The 20,801-nt window shown below is 39.1% G+C and carries 35 protein-coding genes; 22 read left to right on the top strand and 13 right to left on the bottom strand.

Annotation, left to right across the window (positions count from 1 at the left end; genetic code table 11):
- The coding region (locus tag F8S12_RS01825) for a response regulator transcription factor (RefSeq protein WP_196514520.1) at nucleotides 1-688 on the bottom strand (688 nt) is incomplete at its 3' end.
- A 182-nt stretch (nucleotides 689-870) separates the two neighbouring features.
- On the opposite strand from F8S12_RS01825, the gene F8S12_RS01820 reads away from it, so the two are divergent.
- The 7 genes from F8S12_RS01820 (at nucleotide 871) to F8S12_RS41905 (ending at nucleotide 3,272) form a co-directional block, all read left to right on the top strand.
- Entirely contained in the window at nucleotides 871-1,275 is a 405-nt protein-coding gene (locus F8S12_RS01820; protein WP_196514519.1) for an NIL domain-containing protein, read from the top strand.
- A gap of 316 nt (nucleotides 1,276-1,591) precedes the next feature.
- Entirely contained in the window at nucleotides 1,592-1,858 is a 267-nt protein-coding gene (locus F8S12_RS01815) for a type II toxin-antitoxin system HicA family toxin (protein ID WP_196514518.1), read from the top strand.
- Nucleotides 1,842-2,054 (top strand): type II toxin-antitoxin system HicB family antitoxin, encoded by a 213-nt coding sequence (locus F8S12_RS01810; protein ID WP_196514517.1) that lies wholly within the window; start codon nucleotides 1,842-1,844, stop codon nucleotides 2,052-2,054. Before F8S12_RS01815 ends, F8S12_RS01810 begins: the two co-directional genes overlap by 17 nt.
- Before the next feature lie 287 nt (nucleotides 2,055-2,341).
- Nucleotides 2,342-2,536 carry a hypothetical protein gene (locus F8S12_RS01805; protein ID WP_196514516.1) on the top strand — a complete coding sequence of 65 codons (195 nt, stop codon included), beginning with the start codon at nucleotides 2,342-2,344 and terminating at the stop codon, nucleotides 2,534-2,536.
- Nucleotides 2,537-2,539: 3 nt separating this feature from the next.
- Nucleotides 2,540-2,779: a UPF0175 family protein gene (locus F8S12_RS01800; protein ID WP_196514515.1), complete on the top strand. Its 240-nt coding sequence runs from the start codon at nucleotides 2,540-2,542 to the stop codon at nucleotides 2,777-2,779.
- A 23-nt stretch (nucleotides 2,780-2,802) separates the two neighbouring features.
- Nucleotides 2,803-3,132: a hypothetical protein gene (locus tag F8S12_RS01795; RefSeq protein ID WP_196514514.1), complete on the top strand. Its 330-nt coding sequence runs from the start codon at nucleotides 2,803-2,805 to the stop codon at nucleotides 3,130-3,132.
- Nucleotides 3,117-3,272: a DUF3368 domain-containing protein gene (locus F8S12_RS41905; protein ID WP_196514513.1), complete on the top strand. Its 156-nt coding sequence runs from the start codon at nucleotides 3,117-3,119 to the stop codon at nucleotides 3,270-3,272. Before F8S12_RS01795 ends, F8S12_RS41905 begins: the two co-directional genes overlap by 16 nt.
- Before the next feature lie 148 nt (nucleotides 3,273-3,420).
- Here F8S12_RS41905 and F8S12_RS01785 read toward each other — a convergent pair whose 3' ends face one another.
- The 3 genes from F8S12_RS01785 to F8S12_RS01775 form a co-directional block, all read right to left on the bottom strand.
- Nucleotides 3,421-4,194, bottom strand: a complete 774-nt coding sequence (locus tag F8S12_RS01785) for an inositol monophosphatase family protein (protein ID WP_230967726.1) — start codon at nucleotides 4,192-4,194, stop codon at nucleotides 3,421-3,423.
- Between the two features lie 62 nt (nucleotides 4,195-4,256).
- The gene (locus tag F8S12_RS01780; protein WP_196514511.1) at nucleotides 4,257-4,985 is read right to left on the bottom strand and encodes a hypothetical protein; all 729 of its coding nucleotides are present in this window, start codon (nucleotides 4,983-4,985) and stop codon (nucleotides 4,257-4,259) included.
- 179 nt (nucleotides 4,986-5,164) lie between these two features.
- The gene (locus tag F8S12_RS01775) at nucleotides 5,165-5,749 is read right to left on the bottom strand and encodes a Uma2 family endonuclease (protein WP_196514510.1); all 585 of its coding nucleotides are present in this window, start codon (nucleotides 5,747-5,749) and stop codon (nucleotides 5,165-5,167) included.
- Between the two features lie 144 nt (nucleotides 5,750-5,893).
- Here F8S12_RS01775 and F8S12_RS01770 point away from each other — a divergent pair, with 144 nt between their 5' ends.
- Entirely contained in the window at nucleotides 5,894-6,109 is a 216-nt protein-coding gene (locus F8S12_RS01770) for a hypothetical protein (protein WP_196514509.1), read from the top strand.
- Nucleotides 6,109-6,369 carry a type II toxin-antitoxin system RelE family toxin gene (locus F8S12_RS01765; protein WP_196514508.1) on the top strand — a complete coding sequence of 87 codons (261 nt, stop codon included), beginning with the start codon at nucleotides 6,109-6,111 and terminating at the stop codon, nucleotides 6,367-6,369. The genes F8S12_RS01770 and F8S12_RS01765 overlap by 1 nt, the downstream gene beginning before the upstream one ends.
- Before the next feature lie 86 nt (nucleotides 6,370-6,455).
- On the opposite strand, the gene F8S12_RS01760 is transcribed toward F8S12_RS01765, so the two are convergent.
- The 5 genes from F8S12_RS01760 to F8S12_RS01740 form a co-directional block, all read right to left on the bottom strand.
- On the bottom strand, nucleotides 6,456-7,040 hold the full coding sequence (locus F8S12_RS01760) for a Uma2 family endonuclease (protein WP_196514507.1): 585 nt from the start codon (nucleotides 7,038-7,040) through the stop codon (nucleotides 6,456-6,458).
- Nucleotides 7,041-7,178: 138 nt separating this feature from the next.
- Nucleotides 7,179-7,340 carry a Uma2 family endonuclease gene (locus F8S12_RS01755; RefSeq protein ID WP_230967725.1) on the bottom strand — a complete coding sequence of 54 codons (162 nt, stop codon included), beginning with the start codon at nucleotides 7,338-7,340 and terminating at the stop codon, nucleotides 7,179-7,181.
- Nucleotides 7,341-7,360: 20 nt separating this feature from the next.
- Nucleotides 7,361-7,669 carry a DUF2442 domain-containing protein gene (locus F8S12_RS01750; protein ID WP_196514506.1) on the bottom strand — a complete coding sequence of 103 codons (309 nt, stop codon included), beginning with the start codon at nucleotides 7,667-7,669 and terminating at the stop codon, nucleotides 7,361-7,363.
- 114 nt (nucleotides 7,670-7,783) lie between these two features.
- A complete protein-coding gene (locus tag F8S12_RS01745) occupies nucleotides 7,784-8,197 on the bottom strand; it encodes a type II toxin-antitoxin system VapC family toxin (protein ID WP_196514505.1) in 414 nt (137 codons plus the stop codon).
- Nucleotides 8,172-8,405 carry a hypothetical protein gene (locus F8S12_RS01740; RefSeq protein ID WP_196514504.1) on the bottom strand — a complete coding sequence of 78 codons (234 nt, stop codon included), beginning with the start codon at nucleotides 8,403-8,405 and terminating at the stop codon, nucleotides 8,172-8,174. Before F8S12_RS01740 ends, F8S12_RS01745 begins: the two co-directional genes overlap by 26 nt.
- A 150-nt stretch (nucleotides 8,406-8,555) precedes the next feature.
- On the opposite strand from F8S12_RS01740, the gene F8S12_RS01735 reads away from it, so the two are divergent.
- Nucleotides 8,556-8,714 carry a hypothetical protein gene (locus tag F8S12_RS01735; RefSeq protein ID WP_196514503.1) on the top strand — a complete coding sequence of 53 codons (159 nt, stop codon included), beginning with the start codon at nucleotides 8,556-8,558 and terminating at the stop codon, nucleotides 8,712-8,714.
- On the opposite strand, the gene uvrB is transcribed toward F8S12_RS01735, so the two are convergent.
- Nucleotides 8,680-10,677: an excinuclease ABC subunit UvrB gene (uvrB, locus tag F8S12_RS01730; RefSeq protein ID WP_196514502.1), complete on the bottom strand. Its 1,998-nt coding sequence runs from the start codon at nucleotides 10,675-10,677 to the stop codon at nucleotides 8,680-8,682. The genes F8S12_RS01735 and uvrB overlap by 35 nt on opposite strands.
- 253 nt (nucleotides 10,678-10,930) lie before the next feature.
- Here uvrB and F8S12_RS01725 point away from each other — a divergent pair, with 253 nt between their 5' ends.
- From F8S12_RS01725 to F8S12_RS01715, 3 genes are all read left to right on the top strand, one after another.
- A complete protein-coding gene (locus F8S12_RS01725; protein ID WP_196514501.1) occupies nucleotides 10,931-11,398 on the top strand; it encodes a hypothetical protein in 468 nt (155 codons plus the stop codon).
- 491 nt (nucleotides 11,399-11,889) lie between these two features.
- A complete protein-coding gene (locus tag F8S12_RS01720) occupies nucleotides 11,890-12,072 on the top strand; it encodes a CsbD family protein (protein WP_196514500.1) in 183 nt (60 codons plus the stop codon).
- A gap of 284 nt (nucleotides 12,073-12,356) precedes the next feature.
- The gene (locus F8S12_RS01715) at nucleotides 12,357-12,875 is read left to right on the top strand and encodes an SET domain-containing protein (protein ID WP_196514499.1); all 519 of its coding nucleotides are present in this window, start codon (nucleotides 12,357-12,359) and stop codon (nucleotides 12,873-12,875) included.
- A 142-nt stretch (nucleotides 12,876-13,017) separates the two neighbouring features.
- On the opposite strand, the gene F8S12_RS01710 is transcribed toward F8S12_RS01715, so the two are convergent.
- Nucleotides 13,018-13,356, bottom strand: coding sequence for an EamA family transporter (locus tag F8S12_RS01710; RefSeq protein ID WP_196514498.1), 339 nt, complete (start codon nucleotides 13,354-13,356; stop codon nucleotides 13,018-13,020).
- Nucleotides 13,357-13,727: 371 nt separating this feature from the next.
- On the opposite strand from F8S12_RS01710, the gene F8S12_RS01705 reads away from it, so the two are divergent.
- A complete protein-coding gene (locus F8S12_RS01705; protein WP_196514497.1) occupies nucleotides 13,728-14,366 on the top strand; it encodes a histidine phosphatase family protein in 639 nt (212 codons plus the stop codon).
- An 81-nt stretch (nucleotides 14,367-14,447) separates the two neighbouring features.
- Here F8S12_RS01705 and F8S12_RS01700 read toward each other — a convergent pair whose 3' ends face one another.
- Together F8S12_RS01700 and F8S12_RS40165 are read right to left on the bottom strand one after the other, a co-directional pair.
- On the bottom strand, nucleotides 14,448-14,867 hold the full coding sequence (locus tag F8S12_RS01700; RefSeq protein WP_196514496.1) for a type II toxin-antitoxin system VapC family toxin: 420 nt from the start codon (nucleotides 14,865-14,867) through the stop codon (nucleotides 14,448-14,450).
- Entirely contained in the window at nucleotides 14,864-15,415 is a 552-nt protein-coding gene (locus F8S12_RS40165; protein WP_230967724.1) for a hypothetical protein, read from the bottom strand. The genes F8S12_RS01700 and F8S12_RS40165 overlap by 4 nt, the downstream gene beginning before the upstream one ends.
- Before the next feature lie 211 nt (nucleotides 15,416-15,626).
- On the opposite strand from F8S12_RS40165, the gene F8S12_RS01690 reads away from it, so the two are divergent.
- The 8 genes from F8S12_RS01690 to F8S12_RS01655 all read left to right on the top strand — a co-directional run bounded on the left by F8S12_RS01690 (nucleotide 15,627) and on the right by F8S12_RS01655 (nucleotide 20,752).
- Nucleotides 15,627-15,854 carry a type II toxin-antitoxin system HicB family antitoxin gene (locus F8S12_RS01690; RefSeq protein ID WP_196514495.1) on the top strand — a complete coding sequence of 76 codons (228 nt, stop codon included), beginning with the start codon at nucleotides 15,627-15,629 and terminating at the stop codon, nucleotides 15,852-15,854.
- A 37-nt stretch (nucleotides 15,855-15,891) separates the two neighbouring features.
- A complete protein-coding gene (locus F8S12_RS01685) occupies nucleotides 15,892-17,019 on the top strand; it encodes a succinylglutamate desuccinylase/aspartoacylase domain-containing protein (RefSeq protein WP_196514494.1) in 1,128 nt (375 codons plus the stop codon).
- 65 nt (nucleotides 17,020-17,084) lie between these two features.
- On the top strand, nucleotides 17,085-17,321 hold the full coding sequence (locus tag F8S12_RS01680; protein ID WP_196514493.1) for a hypothetical protein: 237 nt from the start codon (nucleotides 17,085-17,087) through the stop codon (nucleotides 17,319-17,321).
- 41 nt (nucleotides 17,322-17,362) lie between these two features.
- Nucleotides 17,363-17,545: a type II toxin-antitoxin system PemK/MazF family toxin gene (locus F8S12_RS40160; RefSeq protein WP_331001330.1), complete on the top strand. Its 183-nt coding sequence runs from the start codon at nucleotides 17,363-17,365 to the stop codon at nucleotides 17,543-17,545.
- Nucleotides 17,546-17,665: 120 nt separating this feature from the next.
- On the top strand, nucleotides 17,666-18,640 hold the full coding sequence (gene era / locus F8S12_RS01670) for a GTPase Era (RefSeq protein ID WP_196514492.1): 975 nt from the start codon (nucleotides 17,666-17,668) through the stop codon (nucleotides 18,638-18,640).
- Between the two features lie 214 nt (nucleotides 18,641-18,854).
- Nucleotides 18,855-19,532 carry a response regulator gene (locus F8S12_RS01665; protein WP_196514491.1) on the top strand — a complete coding sequence of 226 codons (678 nt, stop codon included), beginning with the start codon at nucleotides 18,855-18,857 and terminating at the stop codon, nucleotides 19,530-19,532.
- Between the two features lie 101 nt (nucleotides 19,533-19,633).
- Nucleotides 19,634-20,074, top strand: a complete 441-nt coding sequence (locus F8S12_RS01660) for a GNAT family N-acetyltransferase (protein ID WP_196514490.1) — start codon at nucleotides 19,634-19,636, stop codon at nucleotides 20,072-20,074.
- Between the two features lie 45 nt (nucleotides 20,075-20,119).
- Nucleotides 20,120-20,752, top strand: coding sequence for a YdeI/OmpD-associated family protein (locus F8S12_RS01655; protein WP_196514489.1), 633 nt, complete (start codon nucleotides 20,120-20,122; stop codon nucleotides 20,750-20,752).
- Nucleotides 20,753-20,801: the final 49 nt, after the last annotated feature.

Raw genomic sequence — 20,801 nt, 5'->3', positions numbered from 1 at the left:
GCTCCCCTACCTCTTCGAGTGGTTTCAGACGATAGCCGATACCATAAACTGTTTCAACGAAATCACTGGGTGCTTCTACAGCTTTGAGTTTGTGCCGTAACCCTTTGATATGAGTGCGAACAGCATCTTCTTGTGGAGTATCTTCATAAGACCAAAGATGCCCTAAAATCATGCCGCAGCTAAACACCCGGCGACTATTTCGCAAGAATAATTCTAACAGAGCATACTCTTTTGGGGTGAGTGTTAGCAGCTTGCCAGCATACATAACTTCACAGCTACTAGGGTCTAGCCGCAAATTCCCATACTCCAGCACAGGTTGCGAGGTTACGCCTCCACGACGCAACAGCGCCCTGACACGAGCAACTAACTCTTGTTCGTCAAAGGGTTTAACTACATAGTCATCTGCACCTGCATCTAATCCGATCGCCTTTTCATGACTACTATCGCGCCCTGTTAATAACAATATTGGCACTTGCAGACCACTAGACCGGATTTTGCGACAAAGACTAATGCCATCCAATTTGGGCAGCATTACATCCAGGAGGATTAAATCATAATCGTAAATTTGAATTAAATCCCAAGCAGCACCACCATCAATAGCAACTTCAACGGCATAGTTTTGATTATTTAAAACAGCAGTGAGTGCATAGGCATTTAACTCGTCGTCTTCTACAACTAAAACTTTCATGTTAAAAGCTTTCCAGATGGAAATGAATATAACGGATAATAAGCAAAAAACTTAAACTGCAAAATAAATTAATGAGGTAGGAGGCAGCGCCCTCTTACCTTGCCCGTTCGGGCATCATCCCGTAGGGAAGGGTTGATAAAACTTCCAATACGCTACAACAGAGAAAACCCTCTACTAAACCTGTGAAAAAACGAGTAACACTAACCTTCCCGAAACGCGCTGTGCAAATGCCAGTCACTTATGTCCTGGCCAAAGAGTTTAACATCGCTGCCAATATTATCCGCGCCCAAGTTGCCCCAAATCAAATTGGCAAACTAGTATTGGAATTATCAGGCGACATTGATCAATTGGATGCAGCGATTGAGTGGATGCGATCGCGAAATGTTAATGTTTCTTATACTTTAGGCGAAATTGCGATCGATCCAGATGTGTGTGTCCATTGTGGCTTGTGTACTGGGGTTTGTCCTACGGAAGCCCTCAGCCTCCACCCAGAGACATATAAGCTGACATTCACGCGATCGCGCTGTATCGTCTGCGAACAGTGTATCCCCAGTTGTCCCGTACAGGCAATTTCTACCAACCTTTAAGAAAACTATTAGTTGATCCAACGCTAAGACTGATAACCCCTTTATTTTATAACCGAGCGATCGCTTACTGGTTCATGTCATTAATTCTGATGAGTCAACGGCTCTAACCCTTGAAATTGAGCGATAAATTGCTCATTACAAACCTCGCAAATTTAATGACATAGACCACTACTGTGCCATCAAATAAGTGACCTCTTGTTGGAACTGTAGGAAGTGCGATCGTCTAAAAATATCAAACGTCTACACTTTTATCTTAACATCAACAAAATTTTAAATAAATATGAGACTATATAAACATTAAGACAGTCGGAAAAACGTGAGTCAGCAAGACAAACTATTAGAAAAAATCCTCTCTGGGACTTCTGATACAGATATCCCTTTCGCCCAACTGTGGCAACTCTTATATAGACTAGGTTTTGATGAACGGATTCGTGGCGATCATCGGATTTTTATCAAAAACGGTGTTGAGGAAATATTAAACCTGCAACACAAAAGAGGAAAAGCCAAAAGTTATCAAATTAAACAAGTTCGGGCAGTGATTCTCAAGTATAAGCTAGGAAGTAAAAATGACATTTCGCTATGAAATTATTCTCTACTGGAGTCAAGTAGATCAAGGCTTTATTGCCGAAGTCCCAGAATTACCAGGCTGTGCTGCTGACGGCGATACTTATCAAGAAGCCCTACATAATGTAGAAGTCGTTATGCAGGAGTGGATAGAAACGGCTAAGGATTTAGGACGTTCAGTTCCTGAACCTAGACCGCGTTTGATGTACATTTAAATTGAGAGCAAACCAGTACAACTACAGCAGAATTCAGAAGTAAAACAGGCTTTATATCTGGCTTTCAGACTTAGCTTGTATACTTCATCAACTTGAAATTCGCTGTATATTATATTTTTCTTGAAGATGATTGTTAAATTTTATCCATCTTTTTTTGTTAATATTTCAATGTTGTTTAAAATAATTTTTATTTTTTAGGTTGATAAAATTTCCGATAAACCGATACGGTTCAGTTAAGCCTTAAAGTCAGGTAAATTAGGGATTAGTCCCAAGTACGAAACCTGAGTATGATGGATCTCAAAGATTTATCGTTAGTGTCTCAAAAAATACAAAATAATGAATTACTGAAGGCGATTGAGACAGCTATACCTGCAACAGCTATTACACAAGCTAGGCAGCGATTTGCAACCGTCTGCTGCAAAGAGGTTCTTGTGCAGCGATCGCTTACCATAGAGCTAATGATTAGATTATATGTAGCTTGAAGTATGCAAATTACCATTGAAATTCCCGATGAAATTGCCCAGCGACTAGACCAAACACAAGGGAACCTCTCTCGTCGCTTCCTAGAACTAATTGTTGCCGATGCTTACGGTTGTGGCAAGATTAACACTGCTGAAGTGCGTCAAATTCTCCAGCTACCAACCCGTCTTTGTGCTCATATCTTTCTGAAGAAGATGGGTATTTATCTAAATTATGACGAAACTGAATTAGAACAGGATCTTTAGACTCTTAAGGAGTTCAGAGTACAATGATTGTTGTCTCTGATACCTCTCCAGTTTGTTACCTGCTGTTAATTAATCAGATTCTTGTATTACAGCGTCTATATAAATGTGTGATCATTCCTCAAGCCGTTGCAGATGAACTAAGAGCATCTGAATCACCCCCTGTTGTGAAAAGCTGGATTGCTCAACCTCCTAATTGGCTTCAAATACAACCAATCGAACTTCCTCAAGACGTTGAACTAGAAAAGCTTGACCCTGGTGAACGAGAAGCAATTTTACTTGCAGAACAACTGAAAGCCGATTTAGTGATGTTGGATGACAAAGCAGCAAGGCAATTGCTGTGGAACGTGGATTAAAAATAATTGGGCTTCTGGGCATTTTGAAAGACGCTACCAGATATGGCTTGCTGGATTTAGAAGCAACGTTTGAACAGTTGCAAGATGTTGGCTTCTGGGTTGCACCAAGTTTGCTGGAACGCTTACTCAAAGATGATTAACTTGCGTAGGCGTAGCCCGTCGTAGACACCGCACTTCCCTTGGTGGAAGTAGTTAAGATTGTAAGTAGAAAAAGACGTTGGGTTTCTTTGAGTCAACCCAACCTACAGAAAATGAGTGGCTAAAGCAGTTATCAGACTGTCTAGTGAATTAATTTAAGATATCAATCAATGAGTTATGAATCTTGCCATTAGTCGCTAGTACATCGCTCTGACAAGACACCATAGCGAGTGGATTACCATGCCAATCTGTTATTTTTCCTCCAGCTTCCTCTAAGAGAATTAAACCCGCTGATAAATCCCACACTTCTAGATCGAGCTCAAAGTAACCATCTAACCTACCACACGCAACATAGGCAATGTCGAGAGATGCAGGTCCTTTCCGTTTAACATCTTGACACGTTGAAAAAACTTTCTCTACAGATGCAAATATTTCGTTAGTTCGTTCTCTGTTGTAAGGTAGTCCAAAACCTAATATTGATTTAGCAAGGGATTCATGGCTGGAAACATGAATTCTATTTGTATTTAAGAATGCTCCTTCCCCTAGTTCAGCATAAAATAGCTCATCATTCATAGGGTTATAGATGACTCCTAGTTGAACCTTAGCTCCAACTACAAGTGCTAAAGAAATAGATATGTGAGGATAATTGTGAATAAAGTTTGTTGTACCGTCTAAAGGATCTAAAATCCAAATTATCTTATCAGTATCAAGATTTTCCTTGTAAGTTTCCTCTGTTAAAATATGGCACTCAGGAGTGGTAATCCTTAATCTATTTGTAACGAATTTTTCAACAGTAAAATCAACTTCCGTAACGAAATTTGCGAATCCCTTTTCTGTTAGCGCAGTATCACCTGCAAACTTTTCTTTTACTATTTTTCCTGCCTCTTTCACAGTTGAGATTGCTATGGAAACTAAATTACTCATAAAGGTCATCAAAATCATAAATTGCTAAGAAAGACGACTTTACTACTTCAGAATAGTGTCTATTACCTCGCCCGACCCCAAGGAAAATACACATCAATCCGATCTACCTGCCTCCAATAATAATCAGGTGCTTTGTGATTTTTCACAGCAAGCTTGGTTGTTAAAATACAAGCGGATTTTACATTTTGAGGTAAAAAACCTTGCGAAAGTAGAAGTTGTTTCAGATTGTATAAAAAATCTCCCGATATTGCAAAATCGTCAACAATTAAGACTTTTCGGTTGTCATATCTAAATATCGACTTAGGAATGTAAACATTCCATTTGTTAGTTTCTATTAATAAAAAATCTGCTAAATTAAGATCACTTTGCCGCTCTTGCTTCCATATACTAATGCCTACAAAAGTGGGAAGATTATAATCGATTTTATCTTTTAATAACTCCGAAAATATCCCTCCACGTAACCCTGGGGTTATTATTAATTCAGTATGGAATTCTCTCTTTATTCTGGATGCTAAATCCTCTGAAGCAGCTTCCAAATCAACCCATCCTAAAATTGCTTTATCTCGTTCATTACTTAGATTGCCTGGCTTGCTATAAATAATGTAGACAACAGCAAGCAGTAGTAAAATCATTCCTAATATAAGAAGTGTAAAGTCTAATCCACTAGCCTTAGCTGCCAGTACTCCTAAAATTACTTCCGTAACAAGAACAATTAATACAAGTAATCCTAGAGGCGAATTAACTTCACGAAGAATAGAGACTCGTGAATTGTTATCGTTATTATTGGGCACTATGCTTGCTCCATCTCATCGTTCTCTGACTAAATCTGTCAGTTCTTACCAATCGAGTTCAGAAACCACCTGGCTAGAAGTCTAGCCTACCTCATCAATCAATTCAAACTTCATCGCACAATAAAATTCACATTAACGTCCCAACATTTTATCTGGTAGATGTTTAATGCGATCGCCTCCTAAACTTTTCGCAATAATTCCCGAATCGTGATCGCACAATCACTAAAAGCTAAAGGTGAAATTGTCACATCCTCTGGAAATATGCTCTCACTGCGATCGCTGTCTGGATTGGGGAGATGATACATATACAACTTGCGTCCATTGATATCTAAAATCCAGTACTCAATAATACCTGATTTAGAATAGGCGTTCGCCCTTGGCGTTGGCGAAGCCATCGCTTTTACTTCTCGATCATACTTGAGACTAGAATCAGCTATTTCAATCAGTAAAAACACTTCGGAAGCATCAGGATGGTGATCCTCATAATCTAACGGATTAGGTTTCACCACTGAAATATCTGGTTCTGGTTCCGAGTAATCATCAAGTTGCACTGGTGACTGGATTCTTAATAAAACTTTGTCACCCAAACGTTGACGTAATAACCTTTCTGTGCGGGTAATTGCTGATTCGTGAGCAGTTCCTTTTGCTGACATTTTAATAATTTGTCCCGCGATTAATTCTAAGCGCTCTTCAGGATGGAAAATTCCCGTTTCCGCCATTTGGTGATATTCTTGAACACTAATTAGGCGAATATTGGTCAGCATAAGATTTAGACTAATGTCCTAACATTTTATCTCGCAGATGCTTAATGCGATGTGCAAGCGGTTTGTTATGCTGCCACGATCACCGCAATATGCCACAATAGCAAGTAAAACAGTAATAGTAGTTCTCACTATCCATGATGCCCTATGCAAGTCAAAGATATGACCATCGAAGAACTCAAGCTTCTGATTCAAGAAACTGTTACCGAAACGATTCAATCTCTAATGGTTGATCCCGATGAAGGCAAACAAATAAAGCCAGAAGTGAAACAGCAACTACTCGACTCCCTACAACGTACTCAATCTGGAGAACGTGGAATACCTGCTGAGGAAGTAGCAAAAAACCTCGGATTGACCTACTAATGAGCTACGACATCGAACTTAAATCAGAGGCGACTATCGGGTTTGAAGCTCTCACCTCAACTATTCAAGAGCGCATCTTGCGTAAACTTCGCTGGTTGTCTGAGAACTTTGAGGACTTAACCCCTCAAGTTTTGAGTGCTGATTTAAACGGTTTGTTCAAACTCAGAATTGGGGACTACCGGGTTATTTATTCCTTTGATACTGAAGCACAACTCATCACAATTCATAAAGTTGGGCATCGCCGTGATATTTACAATTAGTATCATTAATGATCGCTCATCAGATACATATACTTTACGTTAATGTCCTAACATTTTATCTCGCAGATGTTTAATGCGATCGCCTCTCAGATTTTTCGCAATAATTCCCGAATAGTAATAGCACAATCTGGGAAGGCTAAAGGTGAAATTGTCACATCCTCTGCAAATATGCTCTCACTGTGATATCCGTCTGGACTGGGGAGACGATACATATACAACTTCCGTTTATTTACATCCAAAATCCAGTACTCAATAATACCTGACTTAGAGTATGCGATCGCCCTTGGCGTTGGCGAAGCCATCGCTTTTACTTCTCGATCATACTTGAGACTAGAATCAGCTATTTCAATCAATAAAAACACTTCGGAAGCATCAGGATGGTGATCCTCATAATCTAATGGATTCAGCTTCACCACTGAAATATCTGGTTCTGGTTCCGAGTAATCGTCAAGTTGCACTGGCGACTGGATTCTTAATAAAACTTTGTCACCCAAACGTTGACGTAATAACCTTTCCGTGCGGGTAATTGCCGATTCGTGAGCAGTTCCTTTTGCTGACATTCTGATGATTTGTCCCGCGATTAATTCTAAGCGTTCTTCAGGATGGAAAATTCCTGTTTCCGCCATTTGGTGATATTCTTGAACACTAATTAGGCGAATATTGGTCAACATAAGATTCACGTTAATGTCCTAACATTTTATCTCGTAGACATCGCACTTCTCATAGTGGAAGTAGTTAAGATTGTAAGTCTAAAAAGACGTTGGGTTTCCTTGGGTCAACCCAATTTGAAAATACGTTTGTTTTACCTATCAATCAAAAGCTAAAGGTGAAATTGTCACATCCTCTGCAAATATGCTCTCACTGCGATCGCCATCTGGAGTAGGGAGACGATACATATACAACTTGCGTCCATTGACATCTAAAATCCAGTACTCAATAATACCTGACTTAGCATAAGCGATCGCTATCAATACGTTCGTGCAGCAACTTGTTAGACTCCTGCTATCCGATTACTTAACCACCTCTGAAAGGATTTTTGACTTTCTGCTGATGGTTGCCCAACAATCAGATTCTTGATGCTAACGTCTTCATCAAGCTGATCCCAGTGGATTCCATTACCGCCACCGATGAAGCGCCAGTTGTTGCGTTCTTCGACTGATCCATGTAAGAGGCGAGGATACCATGCTAATGGAACAGATATAGTACGCCCATCGGATAAATCCGCAGAAAGCGTGTCATCTGTAATTGCCACTTGCTGAATCGTTGGTATTTCAGGCAGTTCAATCGTTAAACAAGTCATTCCAGCCTACTAGCAATTGCTCTTGATGTTCTTGAACAAGTTTCTGAATGCTAAAGGTTGAGGTCAATTCACCAAGGTATCCCAACCGTCGGCTGCACCGATTCCTTAGCCCTTTTACTCATCACTTGGAAGGACTTGAAACCCTGCTTGTACAAAATGCCGATCAAAAGTGAGGGCGGTACGAATACCTCGATCTCGCATGACCATAAATGAAACACAGTCTACCAAACCCCAGGTCTTATCTTGATGGGTTTTATACAGATCAAATGCTCGGTTAAAAAGGTCAATCGTCATGTGTACTATCTCTACATCTTCTGCCGAGAGGAGATCCTCAATAACCTGAATTGCTTCCGCCTTGTACCCACGAGCCAAGGCATTGGCAACTTCGAGCAACACCCCATCAGTGACAAGCAGTGATTGTCCATCATACTGGTCAGCCGATTTAATAGCACGTTCGTGATATTGGTCACGCTCATTCACAAGTGCAATGATAAACGACGTGTCAACGAGGATCTTGGCTACTGGCAAATTGCTTTTCTCCACTTAGATACAAATCTAGATTGGCAGCAAAATCTTCAGGTGCCTGAATTTTGACGCGCTTTAGTTTGGATAAAACCCCCGGTTTAGGCTGGGTTACTTTTGCTTGTACAAAGCGTTTAACTACTTCATAAAGCTCGGCTAGATTTTCTTCTCCAACCCCGTCAATTTCTTCGTAGATCAACTCCTTAATAGTCATCTTTATTTTTTCCTACAGCTTTGCCTACAGTATAGCCCTGTAACGGGAGCTTGAAAAAATCGGGTCTGGCGGCTTTTGTCCCGGCATTTTATCCTGCAAATGTTTAATGCGATCGCTTCCTAAACTTTTCACAATAATTTCTGAATAGCGATGTCTACGACGGGCGTAGCTGCGGCGCAATCACCACAAGCTAAAGGAATTGTCACATCCTCTGCAAGTTACGCTTTGACTGCGATCGCCGTCTGGACTGGGGAGACCATACATATACTTTACGCTAACGTCCTAACATTTTATCTCGCAGATGTTTAATGCGATCGCGCAGTTTTGCCGCTTCTTCAAATTCTAATTTCTTCGCCGCCTCTTTCATCTGCGCTTCTAACAAAGTAATCAATTGTGGAATCTGTTCTAGAGGTAGTTCATCTATATGTTCATCTACTACTTTCAAGTCACTTGCATTCAACCGCCGAGATACATCTAAAAAAGACAAAATTGCATTACTTGATTTTTTTATAATCGGTTGCGGTGTAATTCCATGCAGTCGATTATGTGCAGTTTGAATACCACGCCGCCTATCTGTTTCATCAATGGCTTTAATCATGCTGCCCGTCAAATTATCAGCATACATAATCGCTTGTCCCCGGATGTGACGCGCGGCTCTACCAATAGTTTGAATTAAGGAACGTTCGGTTCGCAAAAAGCCTTCTTTATCCGCGTCCATAATTACTACTAGGGAAACTTCGGGTAAATCCAAACCTTCCCGCAGCAAGTTTACCCCAACCAATACATCAAATGTGCCTTCGCGCAAGTTCTGCAAAATCTCAATGCGCTCAATAGAATTAATCTCGGAATGTAAATACCGGACTCGAATACTGTGGTCTTGCAAATACTCGGTTAAATCTTCCGCCATCCGCTTTGTTAATGTGGTAATTAACACTCGCTCATGGAGGTCAACTCTATCTTTAATTTCTCCCAACAAATCATCAATTTGTCCTTCTGTGGGACGCACAGAAATTTCTGGATCAATTACTCCAGTTGGTCTAATTACTTGCTCAACTACATGGTCTTCAGAAACTTCTAATTCCCAATTTCCGGGAGTTGCGGAAACAAAAATACACTGATTCATCTTTTGCCAAAATTCCTCTGCTTTCAAAGGACGGTTATCAGCAGCACTAGGAAGACGAAATCCATGTTCAATTAAAACTTTTTTTCTAGCTTGGTCGCCGTTATACATCCCGCGAATTTGGGGAACGCTAACGTGAGATTCATCGATAACTAATAGCCAATCTTTAGGAAAATAATCAATTAAACATTCTGGCGATTCTCCCGCTTGTCTTCCTGCTAAGTGACGGGAATAATTCTCAACGCCGTTACAGTAACCTACCTCACGTAACATTTCCAAATCGTAGCGTGTTCGCTGATCTATGCGTTGCGCTTCTAATAATTTCCCGGCTTGTTCTAAGTCTAGTTTTTGCTGTTTTAACTCGGCTGCAATGTCATTACAAGCTACTTCTAACCGTTCTTCTGGAGTAACAAAGTGACGTGCAGGGTAAACATTTACGGCTTCCAAACTTTTGAGAATTTCCCCTGTCACCGGGTCAATGTAGCGAATTGCGTCAATTTCATCACCAAAGAATTCGACGCGAATAATTCGGTCTTCATAAGCTGGGCCAATTTCTAAGACATCACCCCGGACGCGAAACTTTCCCCGACCCATTTCTATGTCGTTGCGGCTATATTGAACATTTGCCAAATCCCGTAAAATTTGGCGTTGATTTACTTCCATACCTATCTGGAGGGGGATGGCAGCTTTCAGATATTCGGCTGGCATTCCTAAACCGTAGATGCAACTGATGGATGCAACGACAATGACATCACGGCGTTCAAAAAGCGATCGCGTCGCTGAATGCCGCAACATATCAATTTCATCATTAATCGCTGCTGTTTTTTCAATATAAGTATCGGTAACGGGAATATACGCTTCCGGCTGATAGTAATCGTAGTAGCTAACGAAATACTCGACTGCATTATTGGGAAAGAAATCCCGCAACTCGTTACATAGCTGTGCAGCAAGGGTTTTGTTATGCGCCAAAACTAAAGTAGGCTTGCCAATTTTCTCAATAACTGCTGCTACTGAAAATGTCTTGCCAGTTCCCGTGGCTCCTAGTAAAGTTTGGTAACGGTTGCCAGATTGGATACTAGCAGTCAATTGAGCGATCGCTTGTGGTTGATCGCCTGTGGGACTAAAGGGAGCTTGAAGACAAAATTCTGTCATACAGTTTTGCTGGAAATACCCGATCTCATGGTGACGATTTCACCCTATATTTATTGTAGCTGGCTGATTAGACCAAATAAATAGTAATATTTATTTACAAAAGTTAATAATTTAAATTTACTTATGTATCAGTTTTAAAGATTCTTATATCTATATGAGGTTTTTTAAGGTTAAACTCTAAGATATATGGGAAAAAATTTCATCTTTCCTTAATTATTGTAAAATTCAATTAACAAACCAGAGGTATTCGTTTATGACTATTAGCAGCGCTGGCAAAGCAACCAGTTCTCGGCAAAATAATGCCAAGTCTCCAGGGGAAACTACAGAGAAAGTTGAAAATCAACAAGACCAGAGCTTGGATACAGATAAAGTCGAGGAAGTTACCGAACAGCCAGTGCCGGGATCTTCTGGGCCACTCGTCATTGGTGGAGTTCGTCCCATAGGCCCTAGCGACTTAGAAGTTGCTGAAAAACTTTCAATTGCTGGGATGCGTCCCGTTAGCATTGGTACGTTGGAAGTAGTTGAAACCTTTAACGCAATGGGTATTCGTCCAATTGGCGCTAATACATTTCAAGTTGTTGAAAGTATTAATCTCTCTGGTATTCGTCCAATTGGCTCAAGTTCATTGGCAATTTCTGAAAGCTATTCCACATTCGGTAATCGTCCAATAGCACCAAATGAGGTTGACAATTCTGAAAGCTTGATGGGTTTTCTAGATTAGACAAAAAATATCTCCATAACTTTATCAACCTAGTTTCTTTACAGAACTGGGTTTTTTATTGAAAAAATTAAAAGTACAGATTATATACCAATACGCTTGGGTTAAGGGCTACTGGTACAAAATTTTGGGTTTTTGAGACGCGATAAATCGCCATTTTGGGTTTTTGAGACGCGATAAATCGCCGTCTCTACAAATGTTTTGGTCTTATCTGAACTGTATTGGATTATATACTTGCGCTTATTCTATGTCTTTTAGCATAGGTAACTAAGCTTTGCTTACTTTAATTTATATTCCTCCACCAGCCAGGATACTTACTACAATTACTTTTCTTAATTACGAATTACGAATTACGAATTACGAATTCTTTAATATGCCTTGTGGTGGAAGGCTTTAGCCAAAACATTAAGTTACTCTGTAAAGGGAATAAAAAAAGATTTCAAAGCTTATTTACAGCTTTGAAATTGAACTTACATAAAATCAGGAGTATTATCATGAGCTTAGAAGATCGCGCTAAAGCAACTGCTAAAAATATCGAAGGTAAGGCTCAAGAAGCAGTAGGAAATATTACTGGTGATCCAGAAGATAAAGCTGAAGCTAAAGCAAAGCAAGCTGAAAGCGAAGTACGTCATGGTATAGAAGACGTAAAAGACAATGTAAAGAAAGCCATTGACTAATAATTCATACTTTTTTGCATAAACTTTAGGGATATAAAGGGTATGTATTCCATCTTTGCAAAAAAAACATGAGTTGTTCGAGAGCGAAGCTAAACTATTTTTCAGATTCTCTGAGCAAGGAGTAAAGAATAGAAGCTCGCTTGATTATCAGGATTTTTGTAGAGACGTAATTAATCACGTCTCTACGTATTTAAAAATTTTTAAAAAAGCGTAGTCATCTGTAGAGATCCTTTAAAAAAATGTTAATATTTTATATTTAGGGCGAAACATTAGAATTCAATAGTTTGGACACTAATAACCCTAAGATTTGTATCAATCAATGTAATTTTGGTAGAGGTGTTTTTGCCAAGAAAAACATTATTCGGGGTGACGTTATTCTTGCTTTTGCTGGTAGAATAATCACTTTAGAAGAAGCTTTAAGGAAAGGGGAAAAAGAATCCAATCCCCTCCAAATAAATACTACTGAATATATTGACATAGAAGAACCAGGAGTTATTGTGAATCATTCTTGCAATCCTAATGCAGGGATTATGAATAACAGAGTCTTAGTAGCTCTAACTGATATTTATAAGGATGAAGAAATCTTATATGATTACTCGACTACTATGAGCGAAAACTCATGGACAATGAATTGTGAATGCTCATCAAGCAATTGTAGAAAAATTATTAAGGATTTTCACTACCTGCCAACAAACATCAAAGAAAAATACTTACAACTAGGTATAGTTCAAACCTTCATTGTCAGGGAACATAACGAAAAAGTAAAAGGTGTTTATACATTGAAATCAGAGATGAAGCATTAGAAAACTCCATAAAAATAAATATCCAGCCTTGGTGTTTGGTTTGTGAGCGTAGTGCGTAATTCGTTTTAATAAGGCTGGATATTTATTTACTTATGTACCTTAGTAGCAAGATTTGTGGACTTGCTCCCTTTACCCAAGATAGCTAGGAAAATGCTGAAAGCAAAACCAATGATGCAATTGCTAACACAATACCTGCAATCTCATAAGGATTTAAAGATTCTTGAAAAAAAGCAACACCTACTAATGCTAGTAATACAATCGTGGAAACAGAATAAACAACACCAATAGTTGCTAACTTGAGGTACTTCATTGCATATACCCAGCCAAACGCTGTAGAACCTAAGATAATTACGCCAAAAAAGAACGAATATGTCTTTAATGAGGTGTCACTGTCGCTGGCAATCTTTAGAAAATAATCGCCAATAACCCCTAATAAACTCAATGCGATCGCAATACTAATTGCTATGTATGTCTGATTCATAATCGCTCTTAGATTATTGTTAATATGTTTTTGCAGTTATCAATTATATATACTGTATTTTCAATCTTAGGTAGGATTTTAAGAATCTACTCTTCAATAAATAATACTATAGATTCAAAGCTTTGTTCAACAAAGATTAATAACTCCCAGTTCGCCCATTATATTTTTTTGGAATATATTTTTTGTAAGTCCCTTAAGCGATCGCTCCTTTGAATGGCGATGTCTACGAGGGGCGTAGCTGGGGTAACTTTGCTCAATCTGAAAATTATTTGAAATTTCATAAAATTGTAGTAATATAGCACGTGCATTAACTATCTTCAACTACATTTGATTATTAGTGCTTTTCAATGCAAAATTCATGAGAATATACCGTGAGCCTAACTCTTTATTTCCTCCGTCACGGACAAACAGAATCCAGTCGTAATAATTCCTTTTGCGGTTCTATAGATTCAGAACTTACCCCAGAAGGCTTAAAGATGGCAAAGGCTTTTGCAGACGTATATAGTTCTACGCCTTGGACAGCAATCTTTTCTAGTCCGATGCGACGAACTGTGGAGACAGCAAGACCTCTATGTGCAGCCATAGGGATAGAACCACAATTTAGGGATGGTTTGAAGGAAATTAATTATGGCAAGTGGGAAGGAAAAACGCCAGAAATTATTAGTCGTGAATATCACGATGATTATATTCGCTGGTCAGCCGATCCGTCTTGGAACGCGCCTACTGATGGAGAAATGGGAGTGACAATTGCTGCTCGCGCCTTGCAGGTAATTGAAGAAATCAAGCATCTTTATAGCAGTGGCAATGTGTTAGTACTTTCCCACAAGGCAACTATCAGAATTATTCTATGTAGTTTGCTAGGAATTGACGTGGGACGCTTCCGTTTTCGTTTGGGATGTCCTGTTGCTTCGGTCAGTATTGTAGAATTTACCTTGCATGGGCCGCTGTTAAAGGTTTTGGCAGACCGGACTCATTTGGATGAGCGTTTGCGAAATTTACCAGGAACTTAAGAGAGTTGGGAGTTAGGAGTTATCAAAACAGAATTCATGAGTCAGGAGTCAGAATACAGTATCCGACTCCTGAATTCTTCTTCAATAAGTATTTGTTAGTTCCTGAATTAATTGTTCAGGTGTCATAATTCTGGGAGTCGCAACTAGAAAATCTCTAGGGTTGCGAGTAATAATAACATCTAAATGATTAAGTACCGCAGTGCTGTATTGAATAGCGTCTTCAAAATCTCTAAAGTTAGTGGTTAGTGCCATGTTGATTGTGGCACTGTCTACGGTGGCAACTTGGCAGAAGGTTATAATTCTATTTAAAAGGGATTGAGCAGATGCTCGACCTTTATCTTTCCGAATGATGTAGTAGAGGTCACTAAAAGTAGAAGCAGAAATATAACCTTCTATTTGTTTTTGATAAATAAATGAGAATACTTGTATAGTATTGCTGTAAAAGGGATGGCGTTCAAGAGCAAAATCCAGAATTATATTAGTGTCTAGCAAAACTCTCACAGATTATGTTTCTCCTTCAAATAATCCCATTTGGCTTGGTCGGGGTCAAAACCTGAAAGAGTCGGCTCTGTACTTTCTAGCCACTCTTTCAAAATGGGTATAGAGCATTCCACTATTCTTTTCTGCTTTGCAGGCTGGGGCTGAGTTTGAGTTTCTGTAGAACTTTCTAAGGATGAAACTGGCTGCAAAATAATGACTTCTACCGTCCCTGGAGCAATATTTAGAGGTTCGTCAATAATTAAATGACCTGATTCATCAATTGTTGCGTTCAGCTTGTAGGCTTGCATACTTCTGCTCTTTTTTTTTATAGGATAGAATACTGCTGCTGTAAATGTTGCGATCGCATCGCAGTTCTGAATCACTAGCTTGTAATGGTCAAAATTGTAACATTCATAAGTAATATTGCAATATTCATCATCAATATTGCAACTATTATTATCAATTTTGTAACATCCATAAGCAATATTGCAATGTCTGTCCTTAATATTGCAATGTTTATTATCAATGTTGTAATATTCATCATTAACATTGCAATATTTCTCCTTCATATTGCAATGTTTATTATCGATGCTTGTGCGATCGCTAGTAATGCTTAAATAAAACTTATGAATGACCAACACACGCGAGAAAACAATATTTATTGTGCAAACTTAACATGAAACCCTTTTAAAACCTTGTAGGTAGGCAGAAAATTCGGCAAAATACTGACTAAATTTCCTAAAATTAAGGTAGTAAAGCAAAAACCAATTCAGATAGAAAATGTTAACAAGCTATATTCAAGCAGCTTTGCACCGAGCTATTTACGAACTTTTAGACGATGGCACTTTTTATGCAGAAGTACCTGGGCTGCAAGGATTATACGCCAATGCTCCCACACTTGAAGCTTGCCGAGAAGAGTTAAAAGATTCTTTGGAAGAGTGGATTGTATTAGGGCTACAGTTAGGGCATAGTTTACCTGTATTAGATGGAATTTCCCTTTCTTTTTAGTTCTGTGAATCATCCTTAATCATTACCGAGTTGTGTCATGATCCCAGTTATTGAAAGTATTTTCTTACGTCAAATGGCTTCGGGCGATCGCCTTTACTTGCAACTATACAAATTTATTGGTGCTCAACCTGGTAAAAAGGTTTACATTCAATCTAATCTGCATGGTGCAGAGATTGCTGGTAATGCCGTTATTCACCAGTTAATTGAGTTTTTATTAACAATAAATGAGTCAAATTTAGCTGGAGAAATTTGGCTAGTTCCTGTTTGTAATCCAATGGGAACAAATGAGCGATCGCACCATTTTTCACCTGGTAGATATTGCCTTTATGAAGCCAAAGATTGGAATCGCATCTTTTGGGACTACGAGAAACAAGCTGATAATTTAGTAGCTTTTACTAAATCTCAACTTCATCTTGATCTCAAGGTTGTTCGACAAAATTATCTAACTACAATTAAGCAACAATTTGCAACGATTTTAGAAAAAATTAATTCTCATAGTAGTGTGCCATACACTGAAATTTTTAGCTATAAACTACAAAATCTGAGTTTAGATGCAGACTACTTAATTGACTTACATAGTTCGACAAATCAAGCGTTAGACTATCTTTATTACTTCCGAAATCGAGAAGACAGTGCAAAATATTTCGTGCTTGATTTTGGAATTTTACTTGATAAATACGATGGTGATGCTTTTGATGAAGCTTTTATCAAACCTTGGTTAGCACTAGAAGCTTGTTTTAAAGAGTTTGGTAGAGAAATCAAGTTTGATGTGGAAGCTTGGACACTGGAATTAGGGTCAGGAATGCAAATAAAGCCTGATTCAGTTGCTAAAGGTGTACGGGGTGTAAAAAACTATTTAGCGCAAAAAGGTGTATTGCAAATTCCTGACTTCTCAGATGATATAAAAACCCATGAGATGACTTTTGCATCTAGCAGCAACAGGAAAAAATATTATGCGATCGCAGGTGGCATGATTCAATCGAGAATAGAATTAGGTAGTTCGGTCAAAGTGGGAGAAAAACTCTATCAAATTCTCAGTTTTAATAAAGAGGGTAAGTTGCCAAGTATAATTGATGTCTGCGCTCAACAAGATGGATTGGTTTATGATGTCGCAACCAATCAAGCTGTAAATGAAGGCGAGTTTGTATTGGGAGTTATTAGCTAGGAAAGAAATTTAAGGGTATGAATTTGATATAACTAAAATGTAACCACTACTTGAGGAATTTAGTTATGAAAACTGCTATTTCTCTTCCAGACCCAATTTTTAAAGAAGCTGAGGCACTTGCTCAACAGTTGGGGATATCTCGCAGTGAGCTATATACCAAAGCATTGAAAGTATATTTGCGACGATATAACCGAGAGCGGATTTTATCAAAACTAAACGAAGTCTACTCTCAAGAATCTTCAGATTTAGACTCAGTTATGGCAACAATGCAATTTATGTCTCTGCCACAGGAGAATTGGTAGTGTATCGCGGTGAAATTTGGTGAGGACAGCTACCGAATCCAGTGGGATCAGAACCAGGTTATCGTAGACCTGTGCTAATTATTCAGGATGATATATTTACACAAAGTCGCATCAGGACAGTAATTGTTGTCATTAATTCAAACGATATAACCGTAGAGGCAATTCATGAATTGCCCCTACGGAGGTTTGGATCTAAAAATAAAACAAAGTTGTATCAGCTGTAAAATACAAGTGTAGAGACAGTAGTCGATTAAACATCGGCCAAAGTAATACTTAAAAATGCCAAGATAATTTTATGTTTATTTTGTGTTTAAGAAAAAACCAAGTTATACCAACTGTAAAATATGAGGGTGGAGCCAAAGGTGACTAGTATTGATAATTACAACTTCTCTCTTTCAGGAGGAGTAACAATTCCCCAGGCTCCTCCTGAATTCAAATCAGGTTTCATTGGCATTGTTGGTCGCCCGAATGTCGGTAAATCTACCTTGATGAATCAATTGGTAGGACAAAAAATTGCCATCACATCACCGATCGCACAAACTACACGTAACCGTTTGCGCGGTATATTAACTACACCAGAGGCGCAGTTAATATTTGTAGATACGCCAGGAATTCATAAACCCCATCATCAATTAGGCGAAGTGTTGGTGCAGAATGCCAAAATTGCCATTGAATCGGTAGATGTAGTGCTGTTTGTGGTCGATGGAGCAGTGGCTTGTGGAGCAGGCGATCGCTATATTGCCGAGTTGCTGTGTCGCAGCAAAACACCAGTGATTATGGGTTTGAACAAAATCGACCAACAACCGTCCGATTCTCAGTATTTAGATAATAGCTACGCTCAAATGGCCGAGTCCCATGAATGGAAAGTCGTAAAATTTTCTGCCAAGACTAGTGTAGGATTACCAGAACTTCAAGAATTATTAATTGAACATTTAGAAATTGGGCCATTATACTATCCTCCAGACTTGGTTACTGACCAGCCAGAACGCTTTATTATGGGCGAATTAATTCGAGAACAAATTTTACTATTAACTCGTGAAGAAGTACCCCATTCAGTAGCGATCGCCATTGATTTAGTAGAAGAAAGTCCCAGCATTACCCGTATACTTGCTACCATCAACGTCGAGCGGGATTCCCAAAAAGGCATACTCATTGGCAAAGGTGGAGGGATGCTCAAAGCAGTTGGTAGTGCAGCCCGCGAACAAATCCAAAAGTTAATCGCTGGTAAAGTTTACCTAGAATTGTTTGTGAAAGTCCAGCCAAAATGGCGACAGTCGCGGGTGAGTTTAGCAGAGTTAGGTTATCGTGTCGAAGAATAGAAAATTAGTCATTAGTCATTAGTCATTAGTCATTGGTAGGTAAACAAGACAACTGATAAAAGACACTGGTTTTTTACCTCATCTAAAAAAGCCAACGCGAAACCTAACCCCCTATCCCCTTCCCTACAAGGGTAGGGGGAAGAATCAGACAAATGACAAATGACAAATGACAAATGACAAATGACAAATGACAAATGATTCTTAATTAATAAAAATGTCTTTAGATACTCGCTATTCATTAAATCTGCCGGCCAATGCTCCCCCGTTGCGGGTGTTGATTGTCGAAGATGATCCGATGATGCAACTGGGATTAGAGCAATCGTTAATGGCTCACCCGCAGTTAGAGATTGTTGGACAAGCCGAAGATGGTTATTTAGGAGTCCAAGCAGCACTGCAACTGAAACCTGATTTAGTGGTTATGGATATTGGATTACCGCGATTGGATGGCATTGCAGCGACACAGCAAATTAAGGCGGCGCTACCAGCAACTCATGTAGTGATGCTGACATCTCATCAAACGGAGACAGAAATTATTGCTGCACTTTCTAGCGGTGCAGATGCCTATTGCATCAAAGGTGCAAGTGTGGAACGATTATTGAGTGCGATCGCCGCCGCAGTTGATGGTGCAGTCTATCTCGATCCCCAAATTGCGCGGCGAGTCATTGACAATCTCAAACCGCCTTCACCCACCACCAACAACGCTAACTTATCTGGACGCGAGTTAGAAGTGTTGAAACTGATGGTAGACGGGTTGAGTAACCCGGAGATTGCCGAAAAACTCTATCTCAGCCCCAACACCATCAAAACTCACGTCCGAGGGATTATGAATAAATTAGCAGTAGATGATCGCGTGCAAGCGGCAGTTGTAGCACTGCGTTCTGGGTTGGTTTGATTGCTACAAGTTGTGAGCGCTGTAGATGAACACCTGATCTGGTAATCTTTATCTGTGATGCTCGTACTTTGATTTCGTGATTAACGAAACTCTGGTTTTTTATGTCAGAAGAAATTCAAACTTTTACTACTGAATATCTTGATAAGTGCGCTCATTTATATGTTGAAGTGTTCAACGGTGAACCTTGGAACGAGGAATGGACTTTCGAGACTGCAAGAGCAAGATTGTTTGAAATTATGAATACACCAGGTTTTATTGGATTTGTATTCAAACAGCATGAACTGCTAGGATTCGTGGCAGGTTATTGTAAACAAGGGGAAAAAAGTAAAAGCTTTTATCTAGAAGAAATCTGTGTTCAACCTCATCAGCAGCGTCAAGGAATTGGGACAAAGCTACTTAACCAATTAATGAATACTCTAACTACGATAGAAGTTACCGGGGTTTATCTGTTGACTAAGAAAGATGGACAAGCAGAGGCTTTTTACACAAAACATGGTTATCAAAAAAACCAGCAGATGATTTTTATGACAAAACGGTTTTAGAGTAGATGGAAGTTTTACCCAAACTACAAATTAAACACGAACCAAATGCAGCAAAATACAGAGACAAACCTTAGCAAAAGTAAGAATACTGGTGCATCCAAACTTAAGCAAGAATTCCCCACCTTCTGTCCCACAAGCCGCGAAGAATGGCGGAAATGGTTAGAGAAAAACCATCACACCTGTTTTGGTGTATGGCTTATCTACTATAAAGTAAAAAGTGGTAAACCAAGTGTTCAATATAGCGAAGCGGTAAAAGAAGCCTTATGTTTTGGTTGGATTGATAGTAAAGTCAAATCACTAGATGAAGAACGTTATATGCAAATAATTACACCTCGAAAACCCAAAAGCGTGTGGTCAAAATTAAATAAACAATATATTGAAGAACTCATAGAACAAGGTTTGATGACTACATCTGGTCTAGAAAAAATTGAAGCTGCAAAACAAGATGGATCGTGGAACTCATTAGATGCGATCGAAGCATTAATTATTCCTTCAGATTTAAAGCAAGCATTAGAAGCAAATAAAACTGCCAAAGATTATTTTGAGGCATTTAGCAACTCATCTAAAAAGAATATCCTTTTTTGGATTGACAGTGCTAAACGTCCAGAGACAAGGTTAAAGAGAATTGAACAAACGGTTAACTTAGCAGTGCAGAATAAAAGCCCATTGGTACGATAATTAAATAAACAAAAATATTTACAGTCATTGCGAGCGGAGCAAAGCAATC

It is taken from the genome of Nostoc sp. WHI, assembly GCF_015714725.1.
Lineage (GTDB): Bacteria > Cyanobacteriota > Cyanobacteriia > Cyanobacteriales > Nostocaceae > Nostoc.
Note: the sequence above shows the minus strand (reverse complement) of the source record. Positions and strands in the feature narration are given on the sequence as shown.